21 protein-coding genes are annotated in these 24,967 nt (G+C 70.6%); 11 read left to right on the forward strand and 10 right to left on the reverse strand.

What is annotated here, in order from left to right; translation table 11 throughout:
- Positions 1–10: 10 nt before the first annotated feature.
- Positions 11–1,129, reverse strand: a complete 1,119-nt coding sequence (locus ACFY1U_RS08040; protein ID WP_390693256.1) for a hypothetical protein — start codon at positions 1,127–1,129, stop codon at positions 11–13.
- A 162-nt stretch (positions 1,130–1,291) separates the two neighbouring features.
- Here ACFY1U_RS08040 and ACFY1U_RS08045 point away from each other — a divergent pair, with 162 nt between their 5' ends.
- The gene (locus ACFY1U_RS08045; protein ID WP_390693257.1) at positions 1,292–2,446 is read left to right on the forward strand and encodes a cystathionine gamma-synthase; all 1,155 of its coding nucleotides are present in this window, start codon (positions 1,292–1,294) and stop codon (positions 2,444–2,446) included.
- A gap of 13 nt (positions 2,447–2,459) precedes the next feature.
- Here ACFY1U_RS08045 and ACFY1U_RS08050 read toward each other — a convergent pair whose 3' ends face one another.
- The 3 genes from ACFY1U_RS08050 to ACFY1U_RS08060 form a co-directional block, all read right to left on the reverse strand.
- Entirely contained in the window at positions 2,460–2,708 is a 249-nt protein-coding gene (locus ACFY1U_RS08050) for a hypothetical protein (protein WP_390693258.1), read from the reverse strand.
- A gap of 25 nt (positions 2,709–2,733) precedes the next feature.
- Complete coding sequence (locus ACFY1U_RS08055; RefSeq protein ID WP_390693259.1) at positions 2,734–3,237, reverse strand: sigma factor-like helix-turn-helix DNA-binding protein; 504 nt, start codon at positions 3,235–3,237, stop codon at positions 2,734–2,736.
- A 171-nt stretch (positions 3,238–3,408) separates the two neighbouring features.
- Positions 3,409–3,915, reverse strand: a complete 507-nt coding sequence (locus ACFY1U_RS08060; protein WP_390693673.1) for a MarR family winged helix-turn-helix transcriptional regulator — start codon at positions 3,913–3,915, stop codon at positions 3,409–3,411.
- Between the two features lie 166 nt (positions 3,916–4,081).
- On the opposite strand from ACFY1U_RS08060, the gene ilvA reads away from it, so the two are divergent.
- From ilvA to ACFY1U_RS08075, 3 genes are all read left to right on the forward strand, one after another.
- On the forward strand, positions 4,082–5,311 hold the full coding sequence (gene ilvA / locus ACFY1U_RS08065) for a threonine ammonia-lyase (protein WP_390693260.1): 1,230 nt from the start codon (positions 4,082–4,084) through the stop codon (positions 5,309–5,311).
- A 196-nt stretch (positions 5,312–5,507) separates the two neighbouring features.
- The gene (locus ACFY1U_RS08070; protein ID WP_390693261.1) at positions 5,508–6,518 is read left to right on the forward strand and encodes an ATP-binding cassette domain-containing protein; all 1,011 of its coding nucleotides are present in this window, start codon (positions 5,508–5,510) and stop codon (positions 6,516–6,518) included.
- Complete coding sequence (locus ACFY1U_RS08075) at positions 6,515–7,360, forward strand: ABC transporter permease (protein WP_390693262.1); 846 nt, start codon at positions 6,515–6,517, stop codon at positions 7,358–7,360. The genes ACFY1U_RS08070 and ACFY1U_RS08075 overlap by 4 nt, the downstream gene beginning before the upstream one ends.
- A 67-nt stretch (positions 7,361–7,427) precedes the next feature.
- On the opposite strand, the gene greA is transcribed toward ACFY1U_RS08075, so the two are convergent.
- Both greA and ACFY1U_RS08085 read right to left on the reverse strand, forming a co-directional pair.
- On the reverse strand, positions 7,428–7,928 hold the full coding sequence (greA, locus tag ACFY1U_RS08080) for a transcription elongation factor GreA (RefSeq protein WP_390693263.1): 501 nt from the start codon (positions 7,926–7,928) through the stop codon (positions 7,428–7,430).
- A 169-nt stretch (positions 7,929–8,097) separates the two neighbouring features.
- A complete protein-coding gene (locus tag ACFY1U_RS08085; protein WP_390693264.1) occupies positions 8,098–8,496 on the reverse strand; it encodes a DUF4307 domain-containing protein in 399 nt (132 codons plus the stop codon).
- A 113-nt stretch (positions 8,497–8,609) separates the two neighbouring features.
- Here ACFY1U_RS08085 and mca point away from each other — a divergent pair, with 113 nt between their 5' ends.
- Both mca and ACFY1U_RS08095 read left to right on the forward strand, forming a co-directional pair.
- Complete coding sequence (gene mca / locus ACFY1U_RS08090) at positions 8,610–9,491, forward strand: mycothiol conjugate amidase Mca (RefSeq protein ID WP_390693265.1); 882 nt, start codon at positions 8,610–8,612, stop codon at positions 9,489–9,491.
- Positions 9,484–9,732, forward strand: coding sequence for a hypothetical protein (locus ACFY1U_RS08095; protein WP_344404406.1), 249 nt, complete (start codon positions 9,484–9,486; stop codon positions 9,730–9,732). Before mca ends, ACFY1U_RS08095 begins: the two co-directional genes overlap by 8 nt.
- A 27-nt stretch (positions 9,733–9,759) precedes the next feature.
- Here the strand turns inward: ACFY1U_RS08095 and ACFY1U_RS08100 are convergent, their stop codons facing one another.
- A complete protein-coding gene (locus ACFY1U_RS08100) occupies positions 9,760–12,960 on the reverse strand; it encodes a tetratricopeptide repeat protein (RefSeq protein ID WP_390693266.1) in 3,201 nt (1,066 codons plus the stop codon).
- A 139-nt stretch (positions 12,961–13,099) separates the two neighbouring features.
- On the opposite strand from ACFY1U_RS08100, the gene ACFY1U_RS08105 reads away from it, so the two are divergent.
- The 5 genes from ACFY1U_RS08105 to ACFY1U_RS08125 all read left to right on the forward strand — a co-directional run bounded on the left by ACFY1U_RS08105 (position 13,100) and on the right by ACFY1U_RS08125 (position 21,838).
- Positions 13,100–15,133 carry a thioredoxin domain-containing protein gene (locus ACFY1U_RS08105; protein WP_390693267.1) on the forward strand — a complete coding sequence of 678 codons (2,034 nt, stop codon included), beginning with the start codon at positions 13,100–13,102 and terminating at the stop codon, positions 15,131–15,133.
- Positions 15,134–15,323: 190 nt separating this feature from the next.
- Entirely contained in the window at positions 15,324–16,592 is a 1,269-nt protein-coding gene (locus ACFY1U_RS08110; RefSeq protein WP_390693268.1) for a glycosyltransferase, read from the forward strand.
- Complete coding sequence (locus tag ACFY1U_RS08115; protein WP_390693270.1) at positions 16,589–18,247, forward strand: ArnT family glycosyltransferase; 1,659 nt, start codon at positions 16,589–16,591, stop codon at positions 18,245–18,247. Before ACFY1U_RS08110 ends, ACFY1U_RS08115 begins: the two co-directional genes overlap by 4 nt.
- Entirely contained in the window at positions 18,244–19,422 is a 1,179-nt protein-coding gene (locus ACFY1U_RS08120) for a glycosyltransferase (protein ID WP_390693271.1), read from the forward strand. Before ACFY1U_RS08115 ends, ACFY1U_RS08120 begins: the two co-directional genes overlap by 4 nt.
- Positions 19,423–19,432: 10 nt before the next feature.
- Positions 19,433–21,838 carry a galactose oxidase-like domain-containing protein gene (locus ACFY1U_RS08125; RefSeq protein ID WP_390693272.1) on the forward strand — a complete coding sequence of 802 codons (2,406 nt, stop codon included), beginning with the start codon at positions 19,433–19,435 and terminating at the stop codon, positions 21,836–21,838.
- Between the two features lie 94 nt (positions 21,839–21,932).
- Here ACFY1U_RS08125 and ACFY1U_RS08130 read toward each other — a convergent pair whose 3' ends face one another.
- From ACFY1U_RS08130 to ACFY1U_RS08140, 3 genes are read right to left on the reverse strand one after another with little or no spacing between them, the layout of a single operon-like run.
- Entirely contained in the window at positions 21,933–22,664 is a 732-nt protein-coding gene (locus ACFY1U_RS08130; protein WP_390693273.1) for a Mut7-C RNAse domain-containing protein, read from the reverse strand.
- A gap of 33 nt (positions 22,665–22,697) precedes the next feature.
- Positions 22,698–23,342, reverse strand: a complete 645-nt coding sequence (locus tag ACFY1U_RS08135; RefSeq protein WP_390693274.1) for a TetR/AcrR family transcriptional regulator — start codon at positions 23,340–23,342, stop codon at positions 22,698–22,700.
- Between the two features lie 2 nt (positions 23,343–23,344).
- Positions 23,345–24,886, reverse strand: coding sequence for a DHA2 family efflux MFS transporter permease subunit (locus ACFY1U_RS08140; protein ID WP_390693275.1), 1,542 nt, complete (start codon positions 24,884–24,886; stop codon positions 23,345–23,347).
- Positions 24,887–24,967 lie beyond the last annotated feature (81 nt).

The raw sequence follows: 24,967 nt of genomic DNA on the forward strand, positions 1-24,967 counted from the left end.
GGGCCGGCCCTCAGCGCGGCAGCGTCGCCGGGCTGCCGCCGTTCGCCTCGTAGCCCGCCACCGCCAGCGCCCGGTAGACCGCGAACTCGGCTGCCGGGTCGGCGGACAGGGTCCAGGGGAGGGCGCCGACGTGGCCGTCGATGTGTATGAGCTGGTTCATGGCCTCGGCCCAGCGCTCCGCGCGGACCAGGAAGAAGACCAGCAGATGGCGTACGTGCGCCAGCATCGGGTCGTCGGGGCGGGCCGAGTGGACGGCGTGCAGCGCGCCGTGGATCGCCTTCGTCACGGTCTCGCTCTGGTAGAAGCTGCTGACCAGGTTCACCTCGGGCAGGTGCTCGAAGACCGCGAACAGGGGCATCGCCGCGAGGAGGGAACCCTGCGGTGCGCGCGCGGCGGCCGCCTCCGCGAAGGAGTTCGCCAGCTCGCGCGAGCCGTGCCACTTCTCGCACCAGTAGTGCAGGGCGGCCAGATGCGCGCCCATGTGGGCCGGGGCGCGGTCCAGGATCCGCAGCCAGAGCTGCTCGAACTCCGGCTGCGAGTAAGCCAGCCCGCGGGCCACCGACAGCTCGATGATGTACGGGACCGGGTCCCCGGGGGCGAGCAGCGCCGCATCGCCGCACGCGGCCCTCGCCTCCTCCATGATGATCCGGAACTCGTCCGTGCCCGGCGTCGACGTCCGCCACGCCTGCTGGACCAGGAACTCCGCGTGCACCGCGGCGCCGCCCGCGTCCTTGGGCTGCTCGGCCCGCCACACCCTGAGCCACTGACCACCCGGGGTCTCGCTGACCCCGCCGGGCCGCCGCTGCAGCTCCAGCGACGCGGCGCCCGCGAAGGCCTGCACCCGCTGCCAGCGCAGCTCGCCCTCCGACTCCGTGCCCGCCAGCAGCTGGGAGGCCGCGCGGTGGTCCTGCGTGCGCTGCACCAGTTCCAGGACGTCCAGCAGGTCCTGGTCGGGGCCGGGCATGCGGAGGTCCAGCTCCTCCTCCCGCACGAATCCGTAGTTCGCGGGGTCGGCGGCGTCCGGGTGACCGGCCGGGACCTGCTCGATCATGCCCCGCCTGCGCCGCAGGACGGGGAGCAGCACGAAGCCCAGCATGACGGCGGCGATCAGGACCCAGAGAAATTCCATGGCTCAAGCGTTCCAGACGCCGGTGACAATTGGCGAACCTGGTCGGCGACCTGTGGAAAACTCCCTGAACCCGGCGCCGGAACCGAGGGAAAACCCGGCAGTGAGGCCTCCCGCGCCTCGCCGTCCGGCGCGCGCCCCGCGAGCGCACTACCCTCGGTGCCCATGAGCGACAGGCACATCAGTCAGCACTTCGAGACCCTCGCGATCCACGCGGGCAACACCGCCGATCCCCTCACCGGCGCGGTCGTCCCGCCGATCTACCAGGTCTCGACCTACAAGCAGGACGGCGTCGGCGGTCTGCGCGGCGGCTACGAGTACAGCCGCAGCGCCAACCCCACCAGGACCGCCCTGGAAGAAAACCTCGCGGCCCTCGAGGGCGGCCGTCGCGGCCTCGCGTTCGCGTCCGGACTGGCGGCCGAGGACTGCCTGTTGCGTACGCTGCTCAGCCCCGGCGACCACGTGGTCATCCCCAACGATGCGTACGGCGGCACGTTCCGTCTGTTCGCGAAGGTCGCCGCAAGGTGGGGGGTGGAGTGGTCGGTCGCCGACACCAGCGATCCGTCCTCCGTACGGGCCGCCATCACCCCGAAGACCAAGGCCGTGTGGGTGGAGACCCCCTCCAACCCGCTGCTCGGCATCACCGACATCGCCGCGGTCGCGCAGATCGCCCGGGACACGGGCGCGAAGCTCGTCGTCGACAACACCTTCGCCACGCCCTACCTGCAGCAGCCGCTGGCGCTCGGCGCGGACGTCGTCGTGCACTCGCTGACCAAGTACATGGGCGGCCACTCCGACGTCGTCGGCGGTGCGCTGGTCGTCGCCGACGAGGCGCTCGGCGAGGAGCTCGCGTACCACCAGAACGCGATGGGCGCGGTTGCCGGCCCCTTCGACTCCTGGCTGGTGCTGCGCGGCGCGAAGACGCTGTCCGTGCGTATGGACAGGCACAGCGAGAACGCCACCAAGGTCGCCGACATGCTCACCCGGCACGCACGCGTGACGCGTGTTCTCTACCCGGGCCTGCCTGAGCACCCCGGTCACGAGGTCGCCGCCAAGCAGATGCGGTCCTTCGGTGGCATGGTCTCCTTCCGCGTCGAGGGCGGCGAGGAGGCGGCCGTCGAGGTCTGCAACCGCGCCAAGGTGTTCACGCTCGGCGAGTCCCTGGGCGGCGTCGAGTCGCTGATCGAGCACCCCGGGCGGATGACCCACGCGTCCGTGGCCGGCTCGGCCCTGGAGGTGCCCGCCGATCTCGTACGCCTCTCCGTCGGCATCGAGAACGTCGACGACCTCCTGGAGGACCTGCAGCGGGCGCTCGGCTAGGCGACCCGCCCGCTCACCAGCCCGTGTACGGGGGAGTCGTCTGCGAGGGCGGCTCCTCCCACGGGCGGGCCATCACGGCCCACACGAGGAACGCCACACTCGCGGCGCACAGCAGCAGCCACATCAGGCGGCGGGCGAGCGTCCTGCGGCGCAGGCTGCGGGCACCCCGGCGCACGACCTCCCCGTACAGGTCCGGCGGCACCGGCGGCGGCACCTGCTCCATGATCCGGCGTGCGGCGGCCTCGCGCTCGGTCCGGTTCATGCACGTCCCCCTCCACCCGCGCGCCTCATGACGGCGCCACCTTCGCCCCGCCGACCGCCGGTGCGGGGCTCCGCGGCGGATGCACCAGCGTCGTCGTGGCCCGGTCGCAGATCGCGCGGACGCGTTCCGTCGGCAGACCGAGCAGCGCCGCCGCCTGCTCCTCGCCGACCCCCTCGTACAGCCTGAGGACAAGGATCAGACGCTCCTGCGGTGTCAGCCGGGCCAGCGGACTGCCCGGATGCGGGCGGGCCCGCCAGAAACCGCCGTACTGGTGCCATGCCCCGCGTGCGAAACGGCTCGCCAGGTACTGGCGGGCACGGTCGTACGGGTCCTCCCCGCGCAGCCGGTCCCAGCACGCGTACGTGTGCGCGAGGGCCAGCGTCAGCAGGCGCCGCGCGCGCGGGTTGTCGTCCGGGGCCTCCGCCGTGAGCAGCGTGGCGGCATGCAGCAGCCGCCCTGCCGCGCCCGCTACGAACGCCTCGAACTCCCGGGCCCGGCGGGTACCTTGGAACGCCTGCCGCTGTCGCACCGCGCCTCCCGCCCTGACGCGACCCTGACCGAACGGGACCCGGCCGCGTACGGGGTGCACAACCGCGTACGACGGGGCCCGGTCTCATCTGAGGCCAGGGGTGGCCTTTCGGTCAAGAGCTGCGCGGCACGCGCGTGTACCGAGCATGGCGGGCGCGCCCGCCGGCGGCGGCTACGAGGCCGAGGACGCCTCCGGCGCCGGCATCCCCTGGGCCCCCATCCGGGAGGAGAGAGCGGTGTTGAAGCGCGTCAGGAGCGTGCAGAACGCCTCGCGCTCCTCCGGCGCCCAGTCGTGTGTCAGCTCCGCCATCAACTGGCGCCTGGAGGAGCGCACTTCCTCCAGGCGTGACTGGCCGCGCGGGGACAGCTGGAGCACCACCGCGCGCCCGTCCTCGGGGTGCGAGGTGCGCTTGACGAGCCCGGTGTCCACGAGCGGAGCCACCTGCCGGGTGACCGTCGAGGAGTCGATGCCCATGCTCGCCGCGAGCGCCTTGACGCCCATCGGGCCTTCCTTGTCGAGGCGGTTGAGCAGCAGGTATGCGGCGCGGTCCATGGAGTTGCGCACCTGCCCGACGCCGCCGAGCCGGGTCTGTTCGGCACGGCGGGCGAAGACCGCCACCTCGTGCTGCAGCGTGTCGAGGAGACCGGTGTCACCGACGGTCGTCATGTCCATCGACATTTCAGGTGTTGTGGGCATGGCCGGAGGCTCACTTCATGAAGGGGGGCTGTCTTGAATGGGGGACAGAGTACGCGGCCGGGGGGCAAGCCGTACCGGCGCTGCGCAAACCAGTCTCGGACGTTGGTCACAGCGACCGTGCGCGCCTGTGAACTGCGATGCTTGGGTCATGAGCTACAGCACGGCTGACTCCTTTCGGCCCGTGACCCTCGACGACGTGCGGGGCGCCCAGAAGATGCTCTCGGGCGTGGCCCGGGTGACGGCGATGGAGGGCAGCAGGCATCTGTCCCAGCTGGTGGGCGCCCCGGTGCACTTCAAGTGCGAGAACCTTCAGCGCACGGGTTCGTTCAAGCTGCGCGGCGCCTACGTCCGGATCGCCGGACTGCTGCCCGAGGAGCGGGCCGCCGGGGTGGTGGCGGCGAGCGCGGGCAACCACGCGCAGGGCGTCGCGCTGGCGTCCTCGCTGCTCGGCGTGCGGGCGACGGTGTTCATGCCGCAGGGCGCCCCGCTGCCGAAGATCAGCGCCACCCGCGAGTACGGCGCCGAGGTGCGGCTGCACGGGCAGGTGGTCGACGAGACGCTGGCCGCCGCGCAGGCGTACGCGGCCGAGACCGGCGCGGTGTTCATCCACCCCTTCGACCACCCGGACATCATCGCGGGGCAGGGCACGGTCGGCCTGGAGATCCTTGAGCAGTGCCCGGAGGTGCGCACCGTCGTCGTCGGCATCGGCGGGGGCGGCCTCGCGGCCGGTATAGCGATCGCGGTGAAGGCGCTGCGGCCGGACGTACGGGTCGTGGGCGTGCAGGCGGAGGGCGCGGCGGCCTACCCGCCCTCGCTCGCGGCCGGGCGCCCGGTGTCGGTCGAGCAACCGGCGACCATGGCCGACGGCATCAAGGTGGGGCGTCCCGGCGACGTGCCGTTCGGCATCGTCCGGGAGCTGGTCGACGAGGTCCGCACGGTCTCCGAGGACGCCCTGTCCACCGCGCTGCTGCTGTGCCTCGAGCGGGCCAAGCTGGTCGTCGAACCGGCCGGTGCCAGCCCGGTGGCGGCGCTGCTGAGCGAGCCGGGAGCCTTCGAGGGCCCGGTGGTGGCGGTGCTGTCCGGCGGGAACGTCGACCCGCTGCTGATGCAGCGCGTCCTGCGCCACGGCATGGCGGCGCAGGGCCGCTACCTGGCCGTTCGGCTGCGGCTGACGGACCGGCCGGGGGCGCTCGCGACGCTTCTCGGGGTGTTGTCAGTGGTGGACGCTAACGTCCTCGATGTGAGCCACGTACGGACCGACCCACGGCTCGGGCTCACGGAGGCGGAGGTCGAGCTGCACCTGGAGACCAAGGGCCGGGAGCACTGCGCCGAGGTAGGCCGGGCGCTGCGCGAGGCGGGCTACACGGTCATCGACTGAGCCGCCCGGCACCCCGGGCTGGGCGGGAACCCCAGCTCAGAGGCTCTTCGTCGCTCGATCGAGTAAATGCGTTGAGAGACGCGATACATCGCGTTATGGTGAGTGTCGTGGCGGCCGCCTGCCGCGGCACCCGACAGGCGGAGCAAGTGCGCGAACCAAGGCTTTCCGAAGATTCCCTGACGACGTGGAGACTCATATGCCAGGCGCCATCTATGCCGAAGGCCTGGTCAAGACCTTCGGCGACGTAAGGGCTCTGGACGGCGTCGACCTCGATGTCCCCGAGGGCACCGTGCTGGGCCTGCTCGGGCCGAACGGCGCGGGCAAGACGACGGCCGTCCGCTGCCTGACCACTCTGCTGCGCCCCGACAGCGGCAGGGCGGTCGTGGCCGGCCTCGACGTCCTCAAGCAGCCCAACGAGGTGCGGCGCTCCATCGGCCTGTCCGGCCAGTTCGCCGCGGTCGACGAGTACCTGACCGGCCGCGAGAACCTCCAGATGGTGGGCCAGCTCTACCAGATGAAGGCCAGGGCCGCGAAGGCCAGGGCCGGGGAGCTGCTGGACCAGTTCGACCTCGCGGACGCCGCCGACCGGCCCGCGAAGACCTACTCCGGAGGCATGCGCCGCCGGCTCGACCTCGCGGCGGCCCTGGTCGTCTCGCCGCCCGTGATGTTCATGGACGAGCCGACGACCGGCCTCGACCCCCGCAACCGCCAGCTGCTGTGGGAGGTCATCAAACAGCTCGTCTCCGGCGGCACGACCCTGCTGCTCACCACCCAGTACCTGGAGGAGGCCGACCACCTCGCGCACGACATCGTGGTCGTCGACCACGGCCATGTCATCGCCCGCGGCACCTCCGACCAGCTCAAGGCCCGCACCGGCGGCGAGCGCGTCGAGGTCGTGGTGCACGAGCGCGAGCACATGACGACCGCCGGCGAGGTCCTCACCGGTTTCGGCAAGGGCGAGCTCACCGTCGAGGAGCACACCCGCAAGCTCACCGTGCCGGTCACCGGCGGCGCGAAGCTGCTCGCCGAGGTCATCAGGGAGCTGGACACCCGCGGCATCGAGATAGACGACATCGGCCTGCGCCGCCCCACCCTCGACGATGTCTTCCTGTCCCTGACGGGACACGTGGCGGAGGTCAAGGACGAGGAGAACGGCACGCCGGCGGAGACCAAGGACCGCAAGCAGAAGAAGGAGGCAGCCAAGTGAGCGCCGTCACCGACGCCGTGCGGGTCGCGCCGCCCGCGAACCCGGTCAGCCAGTCGATCCGCGACTCGCTGGTCGTTGCCAAACGCAATCTGATCCGTATGTCACGGATCCCCGAGATGGTCATCTTCGGCCTCATCCAGCCGATCATGTTCGTGGTGCTGTTCAGCTATGTGTTCGGCGGTTCCATGAACATCGGCGGCACCACGGACCCCCAGGTCTACCGCGAGTTCCTGATGGCCGGCATCTTCGCCCAGACGGTCACCTTCGCCACCGCGGGTGCGGGCGCGGGCATCGCCGACGACATGCACAAGGGGCTCATCGACCGTTTCCGCTCGCTGCCCATGGCGCGCGGCGCGGTGCTGACCGGACGGACGCTGGCCGACCTGGTGCAGACGGCGCTCACGCTGTTCGTGCTGGCCATGGTCGCCCTGCTGGTCGGATGGCGTACCCACACCAACTTCGGCGAGGTGCTCGGCGCCTTCGGACTGCTGCTCCTGACGGGGTACGCGTTCACCTGGATCGGCGCGGTCATCGGCCTGTCCGTGCGCACACCCGAGGCGGCCACCTCCGGCGGTCTGATCTGGCTGTTCCCCGTCACGTTCATCTCGAACGCGTTCGTGGACTCCAGCCGCATGACCCCCTGGCTGCGTCACATCGCCGAGTGGAACCCGTTCAGCGCGACGGTCCAGGCCTGCCGCAAGCTCTTCGGCAACCCCGGCGTCTCGCCCTCGGACGCCTGGCCCATGGCGCACCCCGTGTGGGCCTCGTTGATCTACTCGGTCCTGATCATCGTCATATTCAGGACGCTGGCGGTGCGGAAGTACCGCTCGGCGACGGCGTGACCGACGGAATGACGACGCCCCCGGCGTCACCAGGACGCCGGGGGCACCGAAGGACGTGCAGACCGGATCAGCCGGCGTAGGGCTCGGCCTTCAGGATCGTCACCGAGGCCTTCTTGCCGTTGGGCAGCTCGTACTCCGCGTCCTCGCCGACCTTGTGGCCGATCACGCCGGAACCCAGCGGGGACTGCGGCGAGTACGTCTCGATGTCCGAGCTCGCGTACTCGCGCGAGGCGAGCAGGAAGGTCATCGTGTCGTCCTCGTCGCCGTCGAAGGCGATCGTCACGACCATGCCGGGGGCCACGGCGCCGTCCGCCGACGCCGGGGCCTCGCCGACCTTGGCGTTCTCCAGAAGCTGGGTCAGCTGGCGCACACGGAGCTCCTGCTTGCCCTGCTCTTCCTTGGCCGCGTGGTACCCGCCGTTCTCACGCAGGTCGCCCTCCTCGCGCGCGGCCGCGATCTTGGCGGCGATCTCCGTGCGCGCAGGACCAGACAGGTACTCCAGCTCGGCCTTGAGCTGGTTGTACGCCTCCTGGGTCAGCCAGGTGACGTTCTCGCTGGTCTGGGTCACAGGTGCTCCTCGTAGGTACTGGGAATACAAAGCATCGCCCTACCCAGAAGAATGGTCCTTCACGGATGGGCGAAACCACGAGCCTAACAATTCAGCGGCTGAAGGGGGAGGACATAAGCCATCAGAATTACATCAATGCAGGTCACGGCCTGTGTATTTCCGGCTGACGTCAGTCGGCGTGGCAGCCGAGCAGTTCCGCCGTGGTGCCCTCGGACGTCGTACGCAGCGTGACGACCCGGTCGATGCGGGTGGCGTGTCCGCCGAAGTGGAAGTCGGCCCGGCCCACCTCGGCCCCGTCCTTCGACTGGGAGCGGATGGTGCAGTAGCCGGAGGTGCCGGCGTCCTTGCGGACCTCCAGATGCACCTTCACCGCGTCCTTCTGCGCGTCGAAGGCGATCACTTCGGCGCTGATCTTGTTCTGGGCGACGTAGTGGTAGGCGAAGTAGCCGATCAGCGCGAGCAGGAAGGTCCCGAGCACAGCCCCGGCGATCTTGAGCTTGCGGTCGGCGCGCTCGTCCGAGGAGCGGCCGTAGCGGCCCTCGGGCAGCCGCGTGCTCGCCGTACTCATGATCGTCCTCTCCGAAACCGGGCCCCGGAATTTTTCTCCCCCCGATTCGGTCACTATAGAAGCCGCCGATCGCGCCGGTTCACACCGGGCGCCGACTTACCGAGGATTGAGTCTTGACTGACCAGCTGCGACTGATGGCCGTGCATGCCCACCCCGACGACGAGTCGAGCAAGGGCGCGGCCACCATGGCGAAGTACGTGTCCGAGGGGGTGGACGTGCTGGTCGTGACCTGCACGGGCGGGGAGCGCGGCTCCATCCTCAACCCCAAGCTGCAGGGCGACAAGTACATCGAGGAGCACATCCACGAGGTACGCAAGAAGGAGATGGACGAGGCCCGCGAGATCCTCGGGGTGAGCCAGGAGTGGCTCGGCTTCGTCGACTCCGGTCTGCCCGAGGGCGACCCGCTGCCGCCGCTGCCCGAGGGCTGCTTCGCGCTGGAGGACGTCGACAAGGCGGCCGGCGAGCTGGTGAAGCAGATCCGTTCCTTCCGTCCCCAGGTGATCACCACCTATGACGAGAACGGCGGCTATCCGCACCCCGACCACATCATGACCCACAAGATCTCGATGGTGGCGTTCGAGGGCGCGGCGGACACCGAGAAGTACCCGGAGTCCGAGTTCGGCCCGATCTACCAGCCGCTCAAGCTCTACTACAACCAGGGCTTCAACCGCCCCCGCACCGAGGCGCTGCACAACGCGCTGCTCGACCGGGGCCTGGAGTCGCCGTACGGGGACTGGCTCAAGCGCTGGAGCGAGTTCGAGCGCGTCGAGCGCACGCTGACCACGCATGTTCCGTGCGCCGAGTTCTTCGAGATCCGTGACAAGGCGCTGATCGCGCACGCCACGCAGATCGACCCCGACGGCGGCTGGTTCAAGGTCCCGATGGAGATCCAGAAGGAGGTCTGGCCGACGGAGGAGTACGAGCTGGCGAAGTCCCTCGTCGATACCTCCCTCCCCGAGGACGACCTCTTTGCGGGCGTCCGCGACAATGCCTGACATGAGCGCAAGCGTGAGCCTGGCAATGACGCACCTCGTCCCCCTCGCCAAGGAGGTGGACGAGAACAAGGTCACCCCCGGCGTCCTCGGCTTCATCGTCTTCGCGGCGATGGCCCTGGCGGTGTGGGCCCTGATGAAGTCGATGAACCGGCACATGGGCAAGGTGAAGTTCAAGGAGCCGGCCGACGCGGACGCCGGGTCCGCGGAGTCCTCGGCCGACTCCGAGGCGCGCCGGAGCTGACGCAGCGGGAGCGGGGGTGGCCGGCGGTCAGTGACTGGCCGGTACCGCCACCCCCATCACCTCCCGCGCATGCCGGCTGGGCACCATCCCGAGCCGCCAGGCCTGCCAGCCCTCCTCCAGGTTGACGCCCCGCTCCAGCAGCAGCTGATACGCCTCCACGTAGTCGTCGAGCTTCCGGTCCCGCAGGGGATGGCCGGTGCGGGAGAGCTGGGCCAGCTCCTCCTGGGCGACGGCCGTGCCGATCTCCACGCCGCCGGGTGCCGCGTAGGGGAGCAGGGTGCAGCGTAGGAAGCGCGCCCAGTCCGCGCCGCGCTGGTCGCCGTACGAGGTGAACAGGTCCACCGCGTCGTCGCACAGCGCCAGCGCCTGCTGGTTGCGGGCGTTGCCCGCGTCCACGACCGCGAGTTCCAGGCAGGTCCATGCCTCGCCGTGGGCGACGCCGATGCGCTGGAAGTCGGCCCGGGCGTCGACCAGGAGCTGGCGGGCGAAGCCGGAGTTCCTGAGTGAGCCGGTCTGGGCGGCGCGCTGGTCGCGGGTGACCCGAGCCGAGTGATGGCGGGCGCAGGCCAGGCCGTAGACGTCGCGCATACGGGAGAACATCGTGCGGGAGCGTTCCAGTTCGCGGACCGCGTGGTCGAGGTTGCCGGTCTCCTCCAGGGCCTGGCCCAGGTAGTAGACCGTCCAGGCCTCGCCGCGGGCGTCCTCGTTCTCCCGGTGCCGGGACGCCGCCTGCCGCAGGCCGTCCACCGCCTGGGACGGGTCGCCGGCGACCAGGCGGGCGCGGGCGAGCTGGGTGAGGGCCCAGGCCTCGCCGCGGGCGTCGCGGGTGCGGCCGTAGCGGTCGAGGGCCGCGTTCAGCTCGGACTCCGCGCGCGGGACGTCGCCCATGCGCAGGGACAGCTGGCCGAGCTGGAAGTGGGCCCAGGCCTCGCCGTGCACGGACTCACCGGCGCGGTGCAGGACCAGGGACTCGGCGAGCAGGCGCAGTGCCTCCTGGACCTGGCCGCGGTCCCGTTCCACGGCGGCCAGGGCGTGCATCGTCCAGCCGCGGTCCGTCGCCAGTTCGGGGGCGGCCTGCAGTTCCAGCGCCTCGCGGAGCTTCGCCGCGGCCTCCGTGAGGTTGCCCTGGTGGTGCAGGGTGATGCCCAGGGAGCACAGGGCGCGGGCCGCGCCCGCGTCGTGGTGGGCCTCCATGTACAGGTCGACCACGGAGGTCAGCGTCGTCCGCGCCTTGTCCAGCTCGCCCAGCTGACGGGCCGCGATGCCGGTGCGCCACTGCACCGAGCGGACCAGCAGCCCCTGGTCGACGGCCTGCGCCAGTTCGCTGATCTCGCCCAGGCGGTAGAGGTCGCCGCGCAGCAGGCAGTAGTCGCACAGCGCGCCCAGCAGGTTCAGCACCGCCGCCTGGTTCACGCCTTCCGCGTGGCGCAGCGTGGAGGTGATGAAGCTCGACTCGTCGTCCAGCCAGCGCAGCGCCTCGTCCAGGGAGGTGAAGCCGTGCGGGCTGAAGCGGTCCGAGCGGGTCGACATGTTGCCGTCGACCAGCCGCAGCACCGAGTCGGCCAGGTCGGCGTAGTTCACGATCAGGCGCTCCTGCGCGGCCGTGCGCTCGCCCGCCTCCTCCTCGTCCAGCAGGCGGGCGTGGGCGAAGGTCCGCACCAGGTCGTGGAGGCGGTAGCGGCTGCCGCGCACATGGTCGATCAGGCCGGCCCGGGAGAGCGCCACCAGATGCCGGGTCGCCTCCGTCTCGTCCGTCGCGAGCAGGGAGGCGGCCGCGGCGGCACCGAGGGAGGCCCGCCCGGCCAGGGCCAGCCGGCGCAGCAGCCGGCGGGCCGCCTCCGACTGGTCGGTGTAGCGCAGCCACAGCACGCGCTCGATCGGCTCCACGGGGCCGTACGCCGCCAGATCCGTGGCCAGCTGCCGCGGGGAGCGCGAGCCCAGCGACGAACCGGCGATGCTCAGCGCCAGCGGCAGCCCGCCGCACAGCTCCCGGATCCGGTCCGCCGCATCGGCGTCGTACGGCCCCGAGCTGTCCTGCGCCGCCGCGTCCAGCAGTTCCTCCGCGCCCGCCGCGTCCAGCGCCTCGACCGGCAGCTCGTGGACATGGGCCTGCAGGTCGGAGGGGAGTTCGAGGGGCTCGCGGGCGGTGACCAGGACCAGGCTGTCTGAGCGCTCGGGGACGAGCGTACGGATCTGTTCGGGGTCCGAGGCGTCGTCCAGGACGACCGTGACCGGCAGGCCCGTCAGATGCTGGTGGTACAGCTCGCTCAGCCGCTTGACCTGCTGGTCGGGGGAGGAACGCTCACGGAACAGCAACTGTTCGCGGGGCGCGCCGAGCCGGTTCAGCAGGTGCAGCAGGGCGTCCCGGGTGGACAGCGGCGGCTCCTTGGGGCTGCCGCCGCGCAGGTCGACCACGCAGGCGCCGCGGAAGTAGTCCTTCAGGTCGTGCGTGGCGCGCATCGCCAGGGTCGTTCGGCCGCTGCCGGGTGCCCCGTGCAGGATCACCACCGTGGGCCGGGTGTCCGTGCTCGCGCGGGACGCCTGCACCCACTGCCGTATGCGCGCCATCTCCTGCCGCCGCCCCGCGAACGCTCCGGCGGGCTCCGGGAGCTGGGCGAACGACTGCGCCAGCACGTTCCGCCCGCGGGCCGCCGCGCTCTTGTCGGTGCCGCGCAGCTGTGGTCCCGGCTTCTTCGGGCCGGTGGACGCGGCGCGCACCCGCTGCTGGTCGAGGAACGGCCGGATGCCACGCACCTCCAGTGCCGTCAGCCACTGCAGCCGCAGCTGCTCGGGACCGCCGGGCTGGTTTGCGGCGCCGGCCCGGTGGTGCGCCGCGGGAAGATGGGAACCGGCCACCTTGATCACGGTCGCGGCGGCGCCGACCACGCCGACCGTCACGCCCACCCCCACCGCCGTGCCGGTGTCCGTGCCGAAGGCCAGGTCGGCCACCGCCGCCGCGACCGCCGCAACGACCGCCACCAGCAGGGGAGTCCCGGAGCCCTCCTTCGCGTAGCGCTGTCCGAAGGTGAGCCGGTCGCCCTCCGCCTCGTCCAGCGCGCGTGTGTAGGCCTCGTACTCCTCGGCGGCCGTCTGGGCCATCGTGTCCAGCGCGCCGCGCGAGCGCGACAGCAGCACCGCTCCGTCGGTGCGTCCGCCCGAACGTCGTACCTCTTCCTCCACGGCCCGGGCCAACAGCCGTTCGGCATCCGCCCGATGGCTGTCCCGCATGTCACGTCCCCCTCCGGCGGCAACTCCTTTGCGTACGAGTGTCCTTCGGGGAAGGCGTGAGCGACAGAGGGCAGCGATCACCGGCGTCCGGTGCATGCCTGGCGCGTGCCGCTGGGGGTACTGCGGCAGGATGGACCTCATGCCGAACCGACTGGCTCACGAGACGTCCCCCTATCTGCTCCAGCACGCGGACAACCCCGTCGACTGGTGGCCCTGGTCGGCCGAGGCCTTCGAGGAGGCGCGCAAGAGCGGGAAACCGGTCCTGCTGAGCGTCGGGTACTCAAGCTGCCACTGGTGCCATGTCATGGCCCACGAGTCCTTCGAGGACCAGGCCACCGCCGACTTCCTCAACGAGCACTTCGTCAGCGTCAAGGTCGACCGCGAAGAGCGCCCCGACGTCGACGCCGTCTACATGGAGGCCGTCCAGGCCGCCACCGGCCAGGGCGGCTGGCCCATGACCGTGTTTCTCACGCCGGACGCCGAGCCCTTCTACTTCGGCACCTACTTCCCGCCCGCCCCCCGCCACGGCAGCCCCTCCTTCCGGCAGGTCCTGGAGGGCGTCCGCGCGGCGTGGTCGGACCGGCGGGACGAGGTCGCCGAGGTCGCCGGGAAGATCGTGCGGGACCTCGCCGGACGGGAGATCTCCTACGGCGACGCTCAGGTCCCGGGCGAGGAGGAGCTCGCGCAGGCGCTGCTCGGGCTGACCCGTGAGTACGACCCGCAGCGCGGCGGTTTCGGCGGCGCGCCGAAGTTCCCGCCGTCCATGGTGATCGAGTTCCTGCTGCGCCACCATGCCCGCACCGGCGCCGAGGGCGCCCTGCAGATGGCCGTGGACACCTGCGAGCGCATGGCCCGCGGCGGCATCTACGACCAGCTCGGCGGCGGCTTCGCCCGCTACTCCGTCGACCGTGAGTGGGTCGTCCCGCACTTCGAGAAGATGCTCTACGACAACGCCCTGCTGTGCCGGGTGTACGCGCACCTGTGGCGGGCCACCGGTTCGGAACTCGCCCGCCGGGTCGCGCTGGAGACCGCCGACTTCATGGTGCGTGAACTGCGCACCGCCGAGGGCGGGTTCGCCTCTGCTCTCGACGCCGACAGCGACGACGGGACGGGCCACCACGTCGAGGGCGCGTACTACGTGTGGACGCCCCATCAGCTCACCGAGGCCCTCGGTGAGGAGGACGGCCGGCTCGCCGCCCACTACTTCGGCGTCACCGAGGAAGGCACCTTCGAGCACGGCCAGTCCGTACTCCAACTCCCGCAGCGCGACGGCCTGTTCGACGCCGAGAAGATCGCCTCCATCCGTGACCGGCTGCTCGACAGGCGGAGCGAGCGTCCCGCCCCCGGCCGCGACGACAAGGTGGTCGCCGCCTGGAACGGGCTCGCCATCGCGGCCCTCGCCGAGACCGGTGCCTACTTCGACCGCCCCGACCTGGTCGAGGCCGCGGTCGGCGCCGCCGATCTCCTCGTACGGCTGCATCTGGACGAGCAGGCCCGCCTCGCCCGTACCAGCAAGGACGGCCGGGCCGGCGCCAACGCAGGCGTGCTGGAGGACTACGCCGATGTAGCCGAGGGCTTCCTCGCGCTGGCGTCCGTCACCGGCGAGGGCGTCTGGCTGGAGTTCGCCGGGTTCCTGCTCGACCATGTCCTGGCCCGTTTCGTCGACGCGGAGTCCGGCAGCCTCTACGACACCGCCGCCGACGCCGAGCAGCTGATCCGCCGGCCGCAGGACCCCACCGACAACGCCACACCGTCCGGCTGGACCGCCGCCGCGGGCGCCCTGCTGAGCTATGCGGCGCACACCGGTGCCGAGCCGCATCGGGCCGCCGCCGAAAGGGCGTTGGGCGTGGTCAAGGCGCTCGGGCCGCGGGTGCCGCGCTTCATCGGCTGGGGGCTCGCGGTCGCGGAGGCCCTTCTCGACGGGCCGAGGGAGGTCGCGATCGTCGGCCCCGCGCTGGACGATCCCGCCACAAGGACCCTGCACCGCACGGCACTTCTGGGCAGCGCCCCGGGCGCGGTCGTGGCCGTGGGACTCCCGGAGGGTGACGAGTTTCCGCTCCTTGCCGACCGGCCGCTGCAGCAGGGTCAACCTGCGGCTTACGTCTGCCGTAACTTCACCTGCGATGCCCCGACCACCGATCCGGAACGGTTGCGGGCCGCGTTGACCAGCTGAAACGGCAGCGGGCAAAGGGCAGTTACGTAAGCGGTGTTCCAATTGTTCACTCTCGGGACCCGTTGTGAAGAAATGCGTTCTTCATATAAACAGCCTGCGGACTTCACAGATCACCCCTAATGTCTACACAGTTACGCGACAGATGTGACGTCTGTTGCGGCAGGGGGCATTGGGGATCTGGGGGGATCTGTTGCTGACGTCTGTCTTCATCGCTGCCGTCTCGCTGGCCTTGTTCTGGATGGCGGCCTTCACCCTGTGGTGGCAGATGCACGCGTGGCGAACGCCCGAAGTGCTCGCCTCCACCCGGTTCAGCAGGCCCGACGGGGACGAACACGTGTCGTTCTCGCTGCTGTTGCCGGCCCGGCACGAACAGGCCGTGCTGGACCACACCATCCAGCGGCTGCTGGAGTCCACCCACACCGACTTCGAGATCATCGTGATCGTGGGGCACGACGACCCCGAGACCACGGCGGTGGCCGAGGCGGCCGCCGAACGCGACCCGCGCGTCCGTGTGGTCGTCGACACCCATGAGAAGAAGAACAAGCCGAAGGCCATGAACACGGCGCTGCCGCACTGCCGCGGCGATGTCGTCGGGGTCTTCGACGCCGAGGACCAGGTACACCCCGAACTCCTCGCGCACGTCGACCACGCCTTCCGCACCACCCACGCGGACGTGGTGCAGGGCGGCGTCCAGCTCATCAACTTCCACTCCAGCTGGTACTCCCTGCGCAACTGCCTGGAGTACTTCTTCTGGTTCCGCTCCCGGCTGCACCTGCACGCCCAGAAGGGGTTCATCCCGCTCGGCGGCAACACCGTCTTCGTACGGACGGACGTGCTCAGGGAAGCCGACGGCTGGGACCCCGACTGTCTGGCCGAGGACTGCGACCTGGGCGTACGGCTGTCCAGCGTCGGCAAGAAGGTCGTCGTCGCCTACGACTCCGACATGGTGACCCGCGAGGAGACGCCCGGAAGCCTCATGTCGCTGCTCAAGCAGCGCACCCGCTGGAACCAGGGCTTCCTCCAGGTCTACCGCAAGAAGGACTGGAAGCAGCTGCCGGGCTTCGGACAGCGGCTGCTCGCCCGGTACACACTGATGACGCCGTTCCTGCAGGCCTTCTCCGGGGTGATCATCCCGCTCAACGCGGCGGTCGCGCTCTTCCTGGACGTGCCCGTCGGGATCGCCTTCCTCACCTTCCTGCCGCTGGTCACCGCGGCGGTCACCTTCGTCTTCGAGGTCGTCGGACTGCACGACTTCGGCAAGCAGTACGGGCTTCGCGTCCGCCTCGTCCACTACCTGAAGCTGGTCGTGGGCGGCCCCTTCTACCAGGTCCTCCTCGCCGGGGCCGCGATCCGCGCCGTATGGCGTGAGCAGCGCGGCCGCAACGACTGGGAGCTGACCAGCCACGTCGGCGCACATCTGAACGACACAACGGTGATCCGAGAGGACGTACCTGCGTGACCTCCACCCTTCCCGCGGTGACCACCCCGAAGGTCCCCGCGCAGCGGCAGCCTGCGCCCTCAACCGGTTCGACCGGCCCGACGGCGCCGCCCAGACGCCTCCGCTCCTCCCGCCCCGACCTCCTGCTGTGCGCCGCGCTCCTCGTGGCGATCCTCGTCGTGCAGGGCTGGAACATCGCCGACTACCCGACGCTCAGCGACGACGAGGGCACCTACCTCGCCCAGGCCTGGGCGGTCCAGCAGGGCAAGGGTCTGGCCCACTACACCTACTGGTACGACCATCCGCCCCTCGGCTGGATCCAGATAGCCCTGCTCACCTGGATCCCGTCCCGGCTCAGCTCGGCCTCGATGACCGTCGGCTCCATGCGCGTGGTCATGCTGATCGTCTCCGCGGTCAGCGCGGTCCTCGTCTACGTCCTCGCCCGCCGCCTGTCGCTGCCGCGCTGGGCCGCCGGGCTCGCGATGGCCCTGTTCGGCCTCTCGCCGCTCTCCGTCGTCCTCCAGCGCGAGATCTTCCTCGACAACCTCGCGGTGATGTGGACGCTCCTCGCCTTCACCCTCGCCGCCTCCCCGAGCCGCCACCTCTGGCACCACTTCGGCGCGGGCCTCGCGGCCGCCACGGCCGTACTCACCAAGGAGACGATGCTCGTCGTCCTGCCCGCGCTGTTCGTCACCATGTGGCGGCACAGCCACCGGGACACCCGGAAGTTCGCGGTGACGGGAGCCGTCACGGCCTGCACCCTGATCGGCCTGAGCTATCCCCTCTTCGCCCTGCTGAAGGGCGAGTTGTTCCCGGGCGGCGGGCACGTCTCCCTCTTCGACGGCGTCAAGTACCAGATGACCAGGCCGGGTTCGGGCTTCATCCTCGACCGTGGCTCCGGCTCCTGGGGCGTCCTGCACTCGTGGCTCTACTACGACCGCGTCCTGCCGCTCGGCGGCCTCGCGGGCGCGCTGCTGCTGGTGGTCTCCTTGCGCTGGTCGGTCACCGCCCGCGCGCTGGCCGGACCTGCCCTCACCATCGCGATCCTCACCGCGCTCGCCCTGCGGCCGAACGGCTATCTGCCCGCGATGTACATCATCCAGGCGCTGCCCTTCCTCGCCCTCGTCCTGGCCGGAGGCGCCGCCTCCGTCGCCCAGGCGGTGCTGCGCAGGTGGCGGCACCCCGACGAGCAGCGCTGGAAGACCGGCGGCCGGTACGCCCTCGCGGCCGTCCTCGCGATCGCCGCCGGCGCGTACGTCGTGCCGCGCTGGTACGACGGCGACCACACCGCCGTCACCGCCGACGCCAACGCCCCCTACCGGTCCGCCTCCAAGTGGCTGGCCACCGAGGTCGCGCACCCGAAGGACACCCGTGTCCTGGTCGACGACGCGCTCTGGCTGGACCTGGTGCACGAGGGATACCGGCCCGGGCTCGGCGTCATCTGGTTCTACAAGGCCGACCTCGACCCCGCCGTGACGAAGACGATGCCGCACGGCTGGAAGGACCTCGACTACGTGGTCGCCTCCCCGACGGTGCGGCGCGACGCGGTGGACCTGCCCAACGTCAAGGCGGCCATGGAGCACTCCGAGCCGGTCGCGACCTTCGGCAAGGGCCCCGACCGTATCGAGATCCGGCAGATCCAGACGGCCGGCAGCGCCGAGGGAGGCGTCCGATGACCCATGAGTACACCGCACCCGGGGAACTCGACGATCCCGCCGTACGCGGCGCCGAGGTCGCCGAGCCCGGCGCCGTCACCATCGTCGTACCGACGTTCAACGAGTCCGCGAACATCCGTGAACTCCTGCACCAGATCACCGAGTCGGTGCCGTCCCGGCTGCCCTGCGAGGTCGTCTTCGTCGACGACTCCACCGACGACACCCCCGAGGTGATCCACGAGGCGGCCAGGGACTGCCCGTTCCCGGTGACCGTGCTGCACCGGGAGGAGCCGGTCGGCGGGCTCGGGGGCGCGGTCGTCGAGGGCATGAAGGCGGCGGGGTCGGACTGGATCGTCGTCATGGACGGCGACTGCCAGCATCCGCCGTCCCTGGTGCCGGAGCTGGTGGCCACCGGCGAGCGCGCGAACGCCGGGCTGGTCGTCGCCTCCCGGTACATCAAGGGCGGCAGCCGCGCCGGACTGGCCGGCAGCTACCGGGTGGCCGTCAGCCGAGGGGCCACCTGGCTCACCAAGGCCCTCTTCCCTCGCAGACTGCGCGGCATCAGCGATCCCATGAGCGGCTTCTTCGCGATCCGGCGCGCCGACATCAGCGCCGAGACCCTCAAGCCCCTCGGCTACAAGATCCTCCTGGAGCTGGCGGTCCGCAGCCGCCCCCGCCAGGTCAGCGAGGTGCCGTTCGTCTTCCAGGACCGTTTCGCGGGGGAGTCCAAGTCGTCCGCGCAGGAAGGCTTCCGTTTCCTGCGCCACCTCGTCGGTCTGCGCACCGCCTCGCCCATCGCCCGCATGGTGGCCTTCGGCCTGATCGGCGCGAGCGGCTTTCTGCCGAACCTGGTCGGCCTGTGGGCCCTGATGGCCGCAGGCATGCACTACGTGCCCGCCGAGATCCTCGCCAACCAGTTGGGCGTCGCCTGGAACTTCGTGCTCATCGAGCATCTGCTGTTCCGCGACCGCCGTGCCCACCGGCGCTGGTGGGACCGCGTCGGCCGGTTCGCGCTGCTCGCCAACGCCGACCTGGTGCTGCGCATCCCGCTGATCGCGCTGTTCGTGCACCGGCTGGGGCTGGACGCCCTGTCCGCCACCGCGCTCGCGCTGGTGACGACGTTCGTCCTGCGCTTCGTGGGGACCGAAGCGCTGGTCTATCTGCCGCGCAGGGGGCGCGGAAGAGCACCACAGTAAGGAGAGCCGTGTGAAGAAACACCGTAGGAGAACCGCACTGGTCGGGGTGGGGGCCCTGACCGCCGGTCTGCTGCTCACCACACCCGAGCCCGCCGAGGCCGCCAACCTCGTCAAGAACCCGGGCTTCGAGACGGACGGCACCGACGGGATGCCGTACTGCTGGGAGAAGTCCGGCTGGGGCGACAACGACTTCAGCTTCCAGACGACAGCGGACGCCCACTCCGGCTCCAAGGCGATGAAGGTGACGCTGACCCGCCGCGTGAACGGCGACCGCAAGGCGCTGATCACCGAGTCGACGGACTGCGCGCCCGTGGTGACGGCGGGCAAGCAGTACGACCTCTCGCTCTGGTACAAGACGACCACACCGGACGCCAACGTCACCCTGTTCCGGCACGACGCGACGGCCGGCTGGCAGTACTGGACCGACCTCAAGACGCTGGAGATGCAGTCCAGTTGGACCCAGGCAACCGTCCGGACCCCCGAGATCCCGGCCGGCACCGACCGCATCACCTGGGGTGTCTCCGTCTACGGCACCGGCTCGGCGACCACCGACGACTACACGATGGACCAGGTCCCCGACGTCACCCCGCCCGCCACCTGCACCGGCACGGCGGACGAGTGCGCCAACGGCCGCTGGGACGTGCTGCCCACCCAGAACCCGGTCCGCTCCATGCACTCCGTGGTCCTCAACAACGGCAAGGTGCTGCTGATCGCGGGCTCCGGCAACAGCGAGGAGAACTTCAACGCGGGCACCTTCACCTCCGCCGTCTACAACCCGGCCGACGGCTCCTACAAGGTCATCCCGACCCCCAAGGACATGTTCTGCTCCGGGCACATCCAGCTGCAGGACGGCCGGGTCCTGGTGCTGAGCGGCAACAAGGCGTTCCCCGCGGCGGACGGTTCGCACGGCTACGAGGGCTACAAGGACTCGTACATCTTCGATCCGACGACCGAGACCTACAGCAAGACCAACGACCTCAACGACGGCCACTGGTACCCGTCGGCGACCGAGCTCGGCAACGGTGACGTCGTCTCCTTCGGCGGCCTGCGCGAGGACTCGACCGGCTCGGTGACCGCCGAGTACTGGTCGCAGGCCCAGCAGAAGTGGCTGGCCCTGTGGCAGGTCAACCAGACCTGGTCGTACTGGGGTCTGTACCCGTCGATGATCCTCATGCAGGACGGCCGCCTCTTCTACTCGGGCAGCCATGTCTTCGGCAACAACATTCCGGGGACCGGTTCGGCGATCTACGACTACAACGCCAACACGGTCACGCAGATCCCGGGCCTGCAGAACAAGGACCAGCGCGACCAGTCCGCGAGCGTGCTGCTGCCCCCGGCACAGAACCAGAAGGTCCTCACCATCGGCGGCGGCAACATCGAATCCAACCCGGACGCGAACCGCCTGACGGATGTCATCGACCTCAAACAGGCCAACCCGTCCTACGTCGCCGGGCCCCCGATCCCGCAGGGCACGGTCGACCTCGGCAACGGCAAGGTCCCCGAGACCGGCGCCCAGGGCAAGATGTACGTCTCCGCCGTGCTGCTGCCCGACGGCAAGGTCCTGGAGACCGGTGGCGGCCTGCACAACCGGGCCAACCCGGTCTACGAGGCGTCGATCTACGACCCGGACAGCAACACCTTCGACCCGGTGGCCGCGGATCCGGAGGCCCGCGGCTACCACTCCTCCGCGTTCCTGCTGCCCGACGGCCGTGTGATGGCGACCGGCGACAACCCGGGCAACGGCACCTGGAACCACAACGTGTCGATCTACACCCCGCCCTATCTCCTCAAGGGCGAGCGCCCGACGATCACTTCGATGATCAACACGGAGTGGCACTACGGCGACACCCAGCGGATCACCGTCGACCACCCCATCGTCAAGGCCGAGTTGATCCGCCCGGCCGCCGTCACCCACTCCTCCGACCCGAACCAGCGGTTCGTCGACCTGCCGCTGTCCGTCGACGGCAACAACGTCGACCTGAACGTGACGAGCAACCCCAATGTGGCCCCGCCCGGCTGGTACATGCTCTTCGCGGTCGACGCCAACGGCGTTCCGTCGGTGGCCAAGTGGGTGCACCTCCAGGGCCCCCAGGCCCTGAGCGCCACCACCGCCGACGCCCACGTCCACTCCTTCGCCAACTCCCTGTCGGGCAAGGTCGCGGGGCCCGGCAAGAAGCGCACCTCGGTGAAGGTCCCCGTCACCATCTCCGGCTGCGACCGGCACTACGGCTCGGTCAACGTGTGCGTGCCGACCGTGTTCCCGCCGGGCGTGAAGGCGACGGCCAAGTCCCGCTGTGAGTGGCTGAAGAAGAACGACTACGGCCGCCTGGAGGTCAACGGCAGGGACGATCCGCTGGGCCTCGACCCGAACAAGGACGGCCTCGCCTGCGGAAGGAAAGACCTGACGAGGCGCTGAGCGACCCAAAGGGGCGCGGGGCGGAGTCGATCTGCGGCTCCGCCCCGGGGCGCGACCAGCCACAGACGGCCCGCAGTTCCCCACGGCGCTTTTTTCAAGGGCTGTCCCAGCGGAGCGCCAGGGCGCGCTCCACGATGGCCACCAGCTGCTCGTGGTGCGCGCCCTTCCAGTACGCGCGGCCGCAGTCCCGGCACTGCGCGAAGACGTCGTACGACCGGTGCGTGCCGCCGTGCAGCTGGTCGGCCACCTCTTCCTTGGTGGCCTCCTTCAGCAGGCCGTTGCAGGCGGTGCACCTGGTCCAGGGCCTCAGTTCGGGCCGGAACCGGTCGAGGACGTCCCGGAGTTGCTCCTCGGGCCGGGTGCTGTAGACATACCCTCCGGCCCACAGCTCGCGGCGGCGCAGCAGGCCCCGGTCGCGGCTGAGCATGACCCGCTGCTCGGCGGCCGAGCGGGCGGCGAGAGCCGGATCGCCGATGTCCGTCGACTCGTACGCCGTGTCCACACCCAGCAGGCGCAGCCGGCGGGCGAGCGTGCCGAGGTGGACGTCGAGGAGGAAGCGCAGCGGAGCGCCGGGGACCTGCTGGGGGCGCTCGACGGGCCGGACCTGCACGGTGTCGCCCGCGGCGGGTACGTACGAGTGCGGCACCTCGCGGCCGTTGACCCACAGTGTCCCGACCTCGGTGAGCGGGACACCGGCCGACTCGACGACGTGGCCGAGGGAGGAGACGCCGTCGGTGGTGACGCGGGTGGCTCCCCGGCGGCGCTCACTGGGCACGAACAGGGCCAGATCGGGGGCGAACTCGACGTGGATCTCGGGACCGTTCACCTGGTCAGGATGTCACGCGGGGGCGTGGCGGGCTCAGGGCTTTTCGGTGGGGAGGCCGTGCTCCAGGACGTCAAGGGCCTGGTCCACGAGGGCGCGCAGGTCGCCCTCGCAGCCGTTCTCGGCCCAGTACATGTTGACCTCCATCAGGCCACCGATCAGGGACATCGAGTAGACGCGCACCTCGAAGCTCTCCGGGCCGAGGCCGAAGCGCTCGGCGATCGCGCCGCGCAGTGTCCGCGCGGTCTCCGACATGCTCTCGTAGATCCGGGAGCGGACGGCGGGGACCTGGATCGCGAGATGCGCCCGCATCCGGACCGACTCGGGGTCCTCGGCCATCAGCGCGTCGATGGCGATGTGCATCACGTGCCGCAGCGAGTCCATCCACGACTCGTCGGCGGGCCGGGAGCGCAACTCCTCGACCATCAGCGGGTCGTACTCGTCCGAGAGGACGATGTCCTCCTTGGTCGGGAAGTACCGGAAGACGGTCGACGGCGACACCTCGGCCCGCTCGGCGATCTGCTCGATGGTCGTGGCGTCGTAGCCCTGCTCCTTGATCAGTGCGTATGTCGCGGTGCGGATCGCCTCGCGGGTCTTGATCTTCTTGCGTTCCCGCAGGCCCAGCTGGGGGCGGTCGGCGGGGGAGGAGAAGGAGGAGCGTGCGGCCGTCATGGGGTTCATTGTCAGGCATCCTCCGCGGCGCCGACCAAGTCGGGTTCGGCGCTGTCCGCCCGCCGTTCGGCCGTCCCCCGCGGCAGGAGGGCCGCTGCCAGCAGCGCGGAGACCAGGGCGGCGATGCCGCACACCAGCAGGACGACGCTCATGCCGTGGACGTACGCGCCGTTCGCGGAGGCGGCCAGGTGGGCGGAGTGCGCCTTCTCGGCGATGATGTGCGCGGCGACCACGGAGTTCCCGGCCGTGTCGGCCGCCTCGGCGGGCAGCCCGGTGACGTCGAGCCGGTCGCGGAAGACGCCGGAGAGCAGGCTGCCGAGCAGGGCGATGCCGATCGCGGCACCGACCTGGCGCAGCGTCATCAGCAGCCCCGATCCGCTGCCGGCCCGGTCGCGGGGCAGGGCGCCCAGAGCGCCGTCCATCGCGGGGACCACGGAGAAGCCGAAGCCGAGACCGGTGATCGACAGCCACAACGCGGTGAATCCGTAGCCGGAGTCGACCGTCGTACGGCTGCCCAGCAGCGCGGCGAAGGCCAGCACCACCAGACCGGCGCTCACCACCGCGCGCGAACCGAACCTGGCGACGACCGGCCCCGCACCGCGAGCGGCGATCACCAGGCCGCCCATCATCGGCAGCAGCCGCAGACCGGTGCCGAGGGCGTCGTGTCCGAGAACGGCCTGGAGGTACTGCGGGAGCACGAACAGCAGGCCCGAGAGGACGAACATCACCAGGGTCGCGGCGAGCGTGTTGAACAGGAAGCCGCGGTGGGCGAGCAGTGTCATGTCGAGCATCGGCCGCTCCGCACGCCGCTCGCGCAGCACCAGCGCGGCGATCAGCACCACCGCCACGATGAACATGACCAGTACCAGGGGGTCGCTCCAGCCGCGGTCGGGCGCCTCGATGATCGCGTAGATGAGGGCGCCGAGCCCGGTCGCGGTGAGCGCGGTGGACAGGACGCCGACCTTGGGAGAGGCGGGGTCGCTGGTCTCGGGGAGCAGGAAGACGCAGGCTGCGATGCCGAGGGCGGCCATCGGGACGTTGACCAGGAAGACCGAGCCCCACCAGAAGTGGCCCAGCAGCCAGCCGCCGATGATCGGGCCGAGCGGCAGTCCGAGCGCGGAGGCGGCGGAGATGATGCCCACGGCCTTGGTGCGCTCGTCGGGGCCGAACAGCGACGGCAGTACGGACAGGGCGAGCGGGGTGACCAGCGCGCCCCCGACGCCCATGAACGCGCGGGCCGCGACGACCCAGTCCACGTCCCCGGCGAGCGCGCCCACCAGCGAGCCGGCCAGGAAGATCCCGAGCCCGGTGATCAGCATCCGCCGCCGCCCGAACCGGTCGCCCAGCAGCCCGGCGGGGAGCATCAGCGCCGCGAAGACGACGACATACGCGTCCGCCATCCACTGCTGCTGGCCGGTGCTCGCGCCGAGATCGCCGGCCATCGTCGGCAGCGCCACGTTGAGGATCGTCATGTCGAAGCCGAGCGTCAGCATGCTCGCGACCAGAGCCCCGAGGGCCCACCAACGCCGAGGGTTCAAGGTGGCAGTAACCATGAAATGAGAGTAGCTCTCAAAATCTAGTTGCTGTCAATCGGTTTGGGCATGCAAAAAGGGCCACGGCTGTGAAGCCGTGGC

The organism is Streptomyces sp. NPDC001351 (assembly GCF_042896045.1).
Classification (GTDB): domain Bacteria; phylum Actinomycetota; class Actinomycetes; order Streptomycetales; family Streptomycetaceae; genus Streptomyces.

Bases quoted from the DNA above. Each gene is read 5' to 3' on its own strand.
- ACFY1U_RS08040 (WP_390693256.1), bottom strand. From the start codon at position 1,129: ATGGAATTTCTCTGGGTCCTGATCGCCGCCGTCATGCTGGGCTTCGTG.
- ACFY1U_RS08045 (WP_390693257.1), top strand. From the start codon at position 1,292: ATGAGCGACAGGCACATCAGTCAGCACTTCGAGACCCTCGCGATCCAC.
- ACFY1U_RS08050 (WP_390693258.1), bottom strand. From the start codon at position 2,708: ATGAACCGGACCGAGCGCGAGGCCGCCGCACGCCGGATCATGGAGCAG.
- ACFY1U_RS08060 (WP_390693673.1), bottom strand. From the start codon at position 3,915: ATGTCGATGGACATGACGACCGTCGGTGACACCGGTCTCCTCGACACG.
- ilvA (WP_390693260.1), top strand. From the start codon at position 4,082: ATGAGCTACAGCACGGCTGACTCCTTTCGGCCCGTGACCCTCGACGAC.
- ACFY1U_RS08070 (WP_390693261.1), top strand. From the start codon at position 5,508: ATGCCAGGCGCCATCTATGCCGAAGGCCTGGTCAAGACCTTCGGCGAC.
- ACFY1U_RS08085 (WP_390693264.1), bottom strand. From the start codon at position 8,496: ATGAGTACGGCGAGCACGCGGCTGCCCGAGGGCCGCTACGGCCGCTCC.
- ACFY1U_RS08095 (WP_344404406.1), top strand. From the start codon at position 9,484: ATGCCTGACATGAGCGCAAGCGTGAGCCTGGCAATGACGCACCTCGTC.
- ACFY1U_RS08100 (WP_390693266.1), bottom strand. From the start codon at position 12,960: ATGCGGGACAGCCATCGGGCGGATGCCGAACGGCTGTTGGCCCGGGCC.
- ACFY1U_RS08105 (WP_390693267.1), top strand. From the start codon at position 13,100: ATGCCGAACCGACTGGCTCACGAGACGTCCCCCTATCTGCTCCAGCAC.
- ACFY1U_RS08120 (WP_390693271.1), top strand. From the start codon at position 18,244: ATGACCCATGAGTACACCGCACCCGGGGAACTCGACGATCCCGCCGTA.
- ACFY1U_RS08135 (WP_390693274.1), bottom strand. From the start codon at position 23,342: ATGAACCCCATGACGGCCGCACGCTCCTCCTTCTCCTCCCCCGCCGAC.
- ACFY1U_RS08140 (WP_390693275.1), bottom strand. From the start codon at position 24,886: ATGGTTACTGCCACCTTGAACCCTCGGCGTTGGTGGGCCCTCGGGGCT.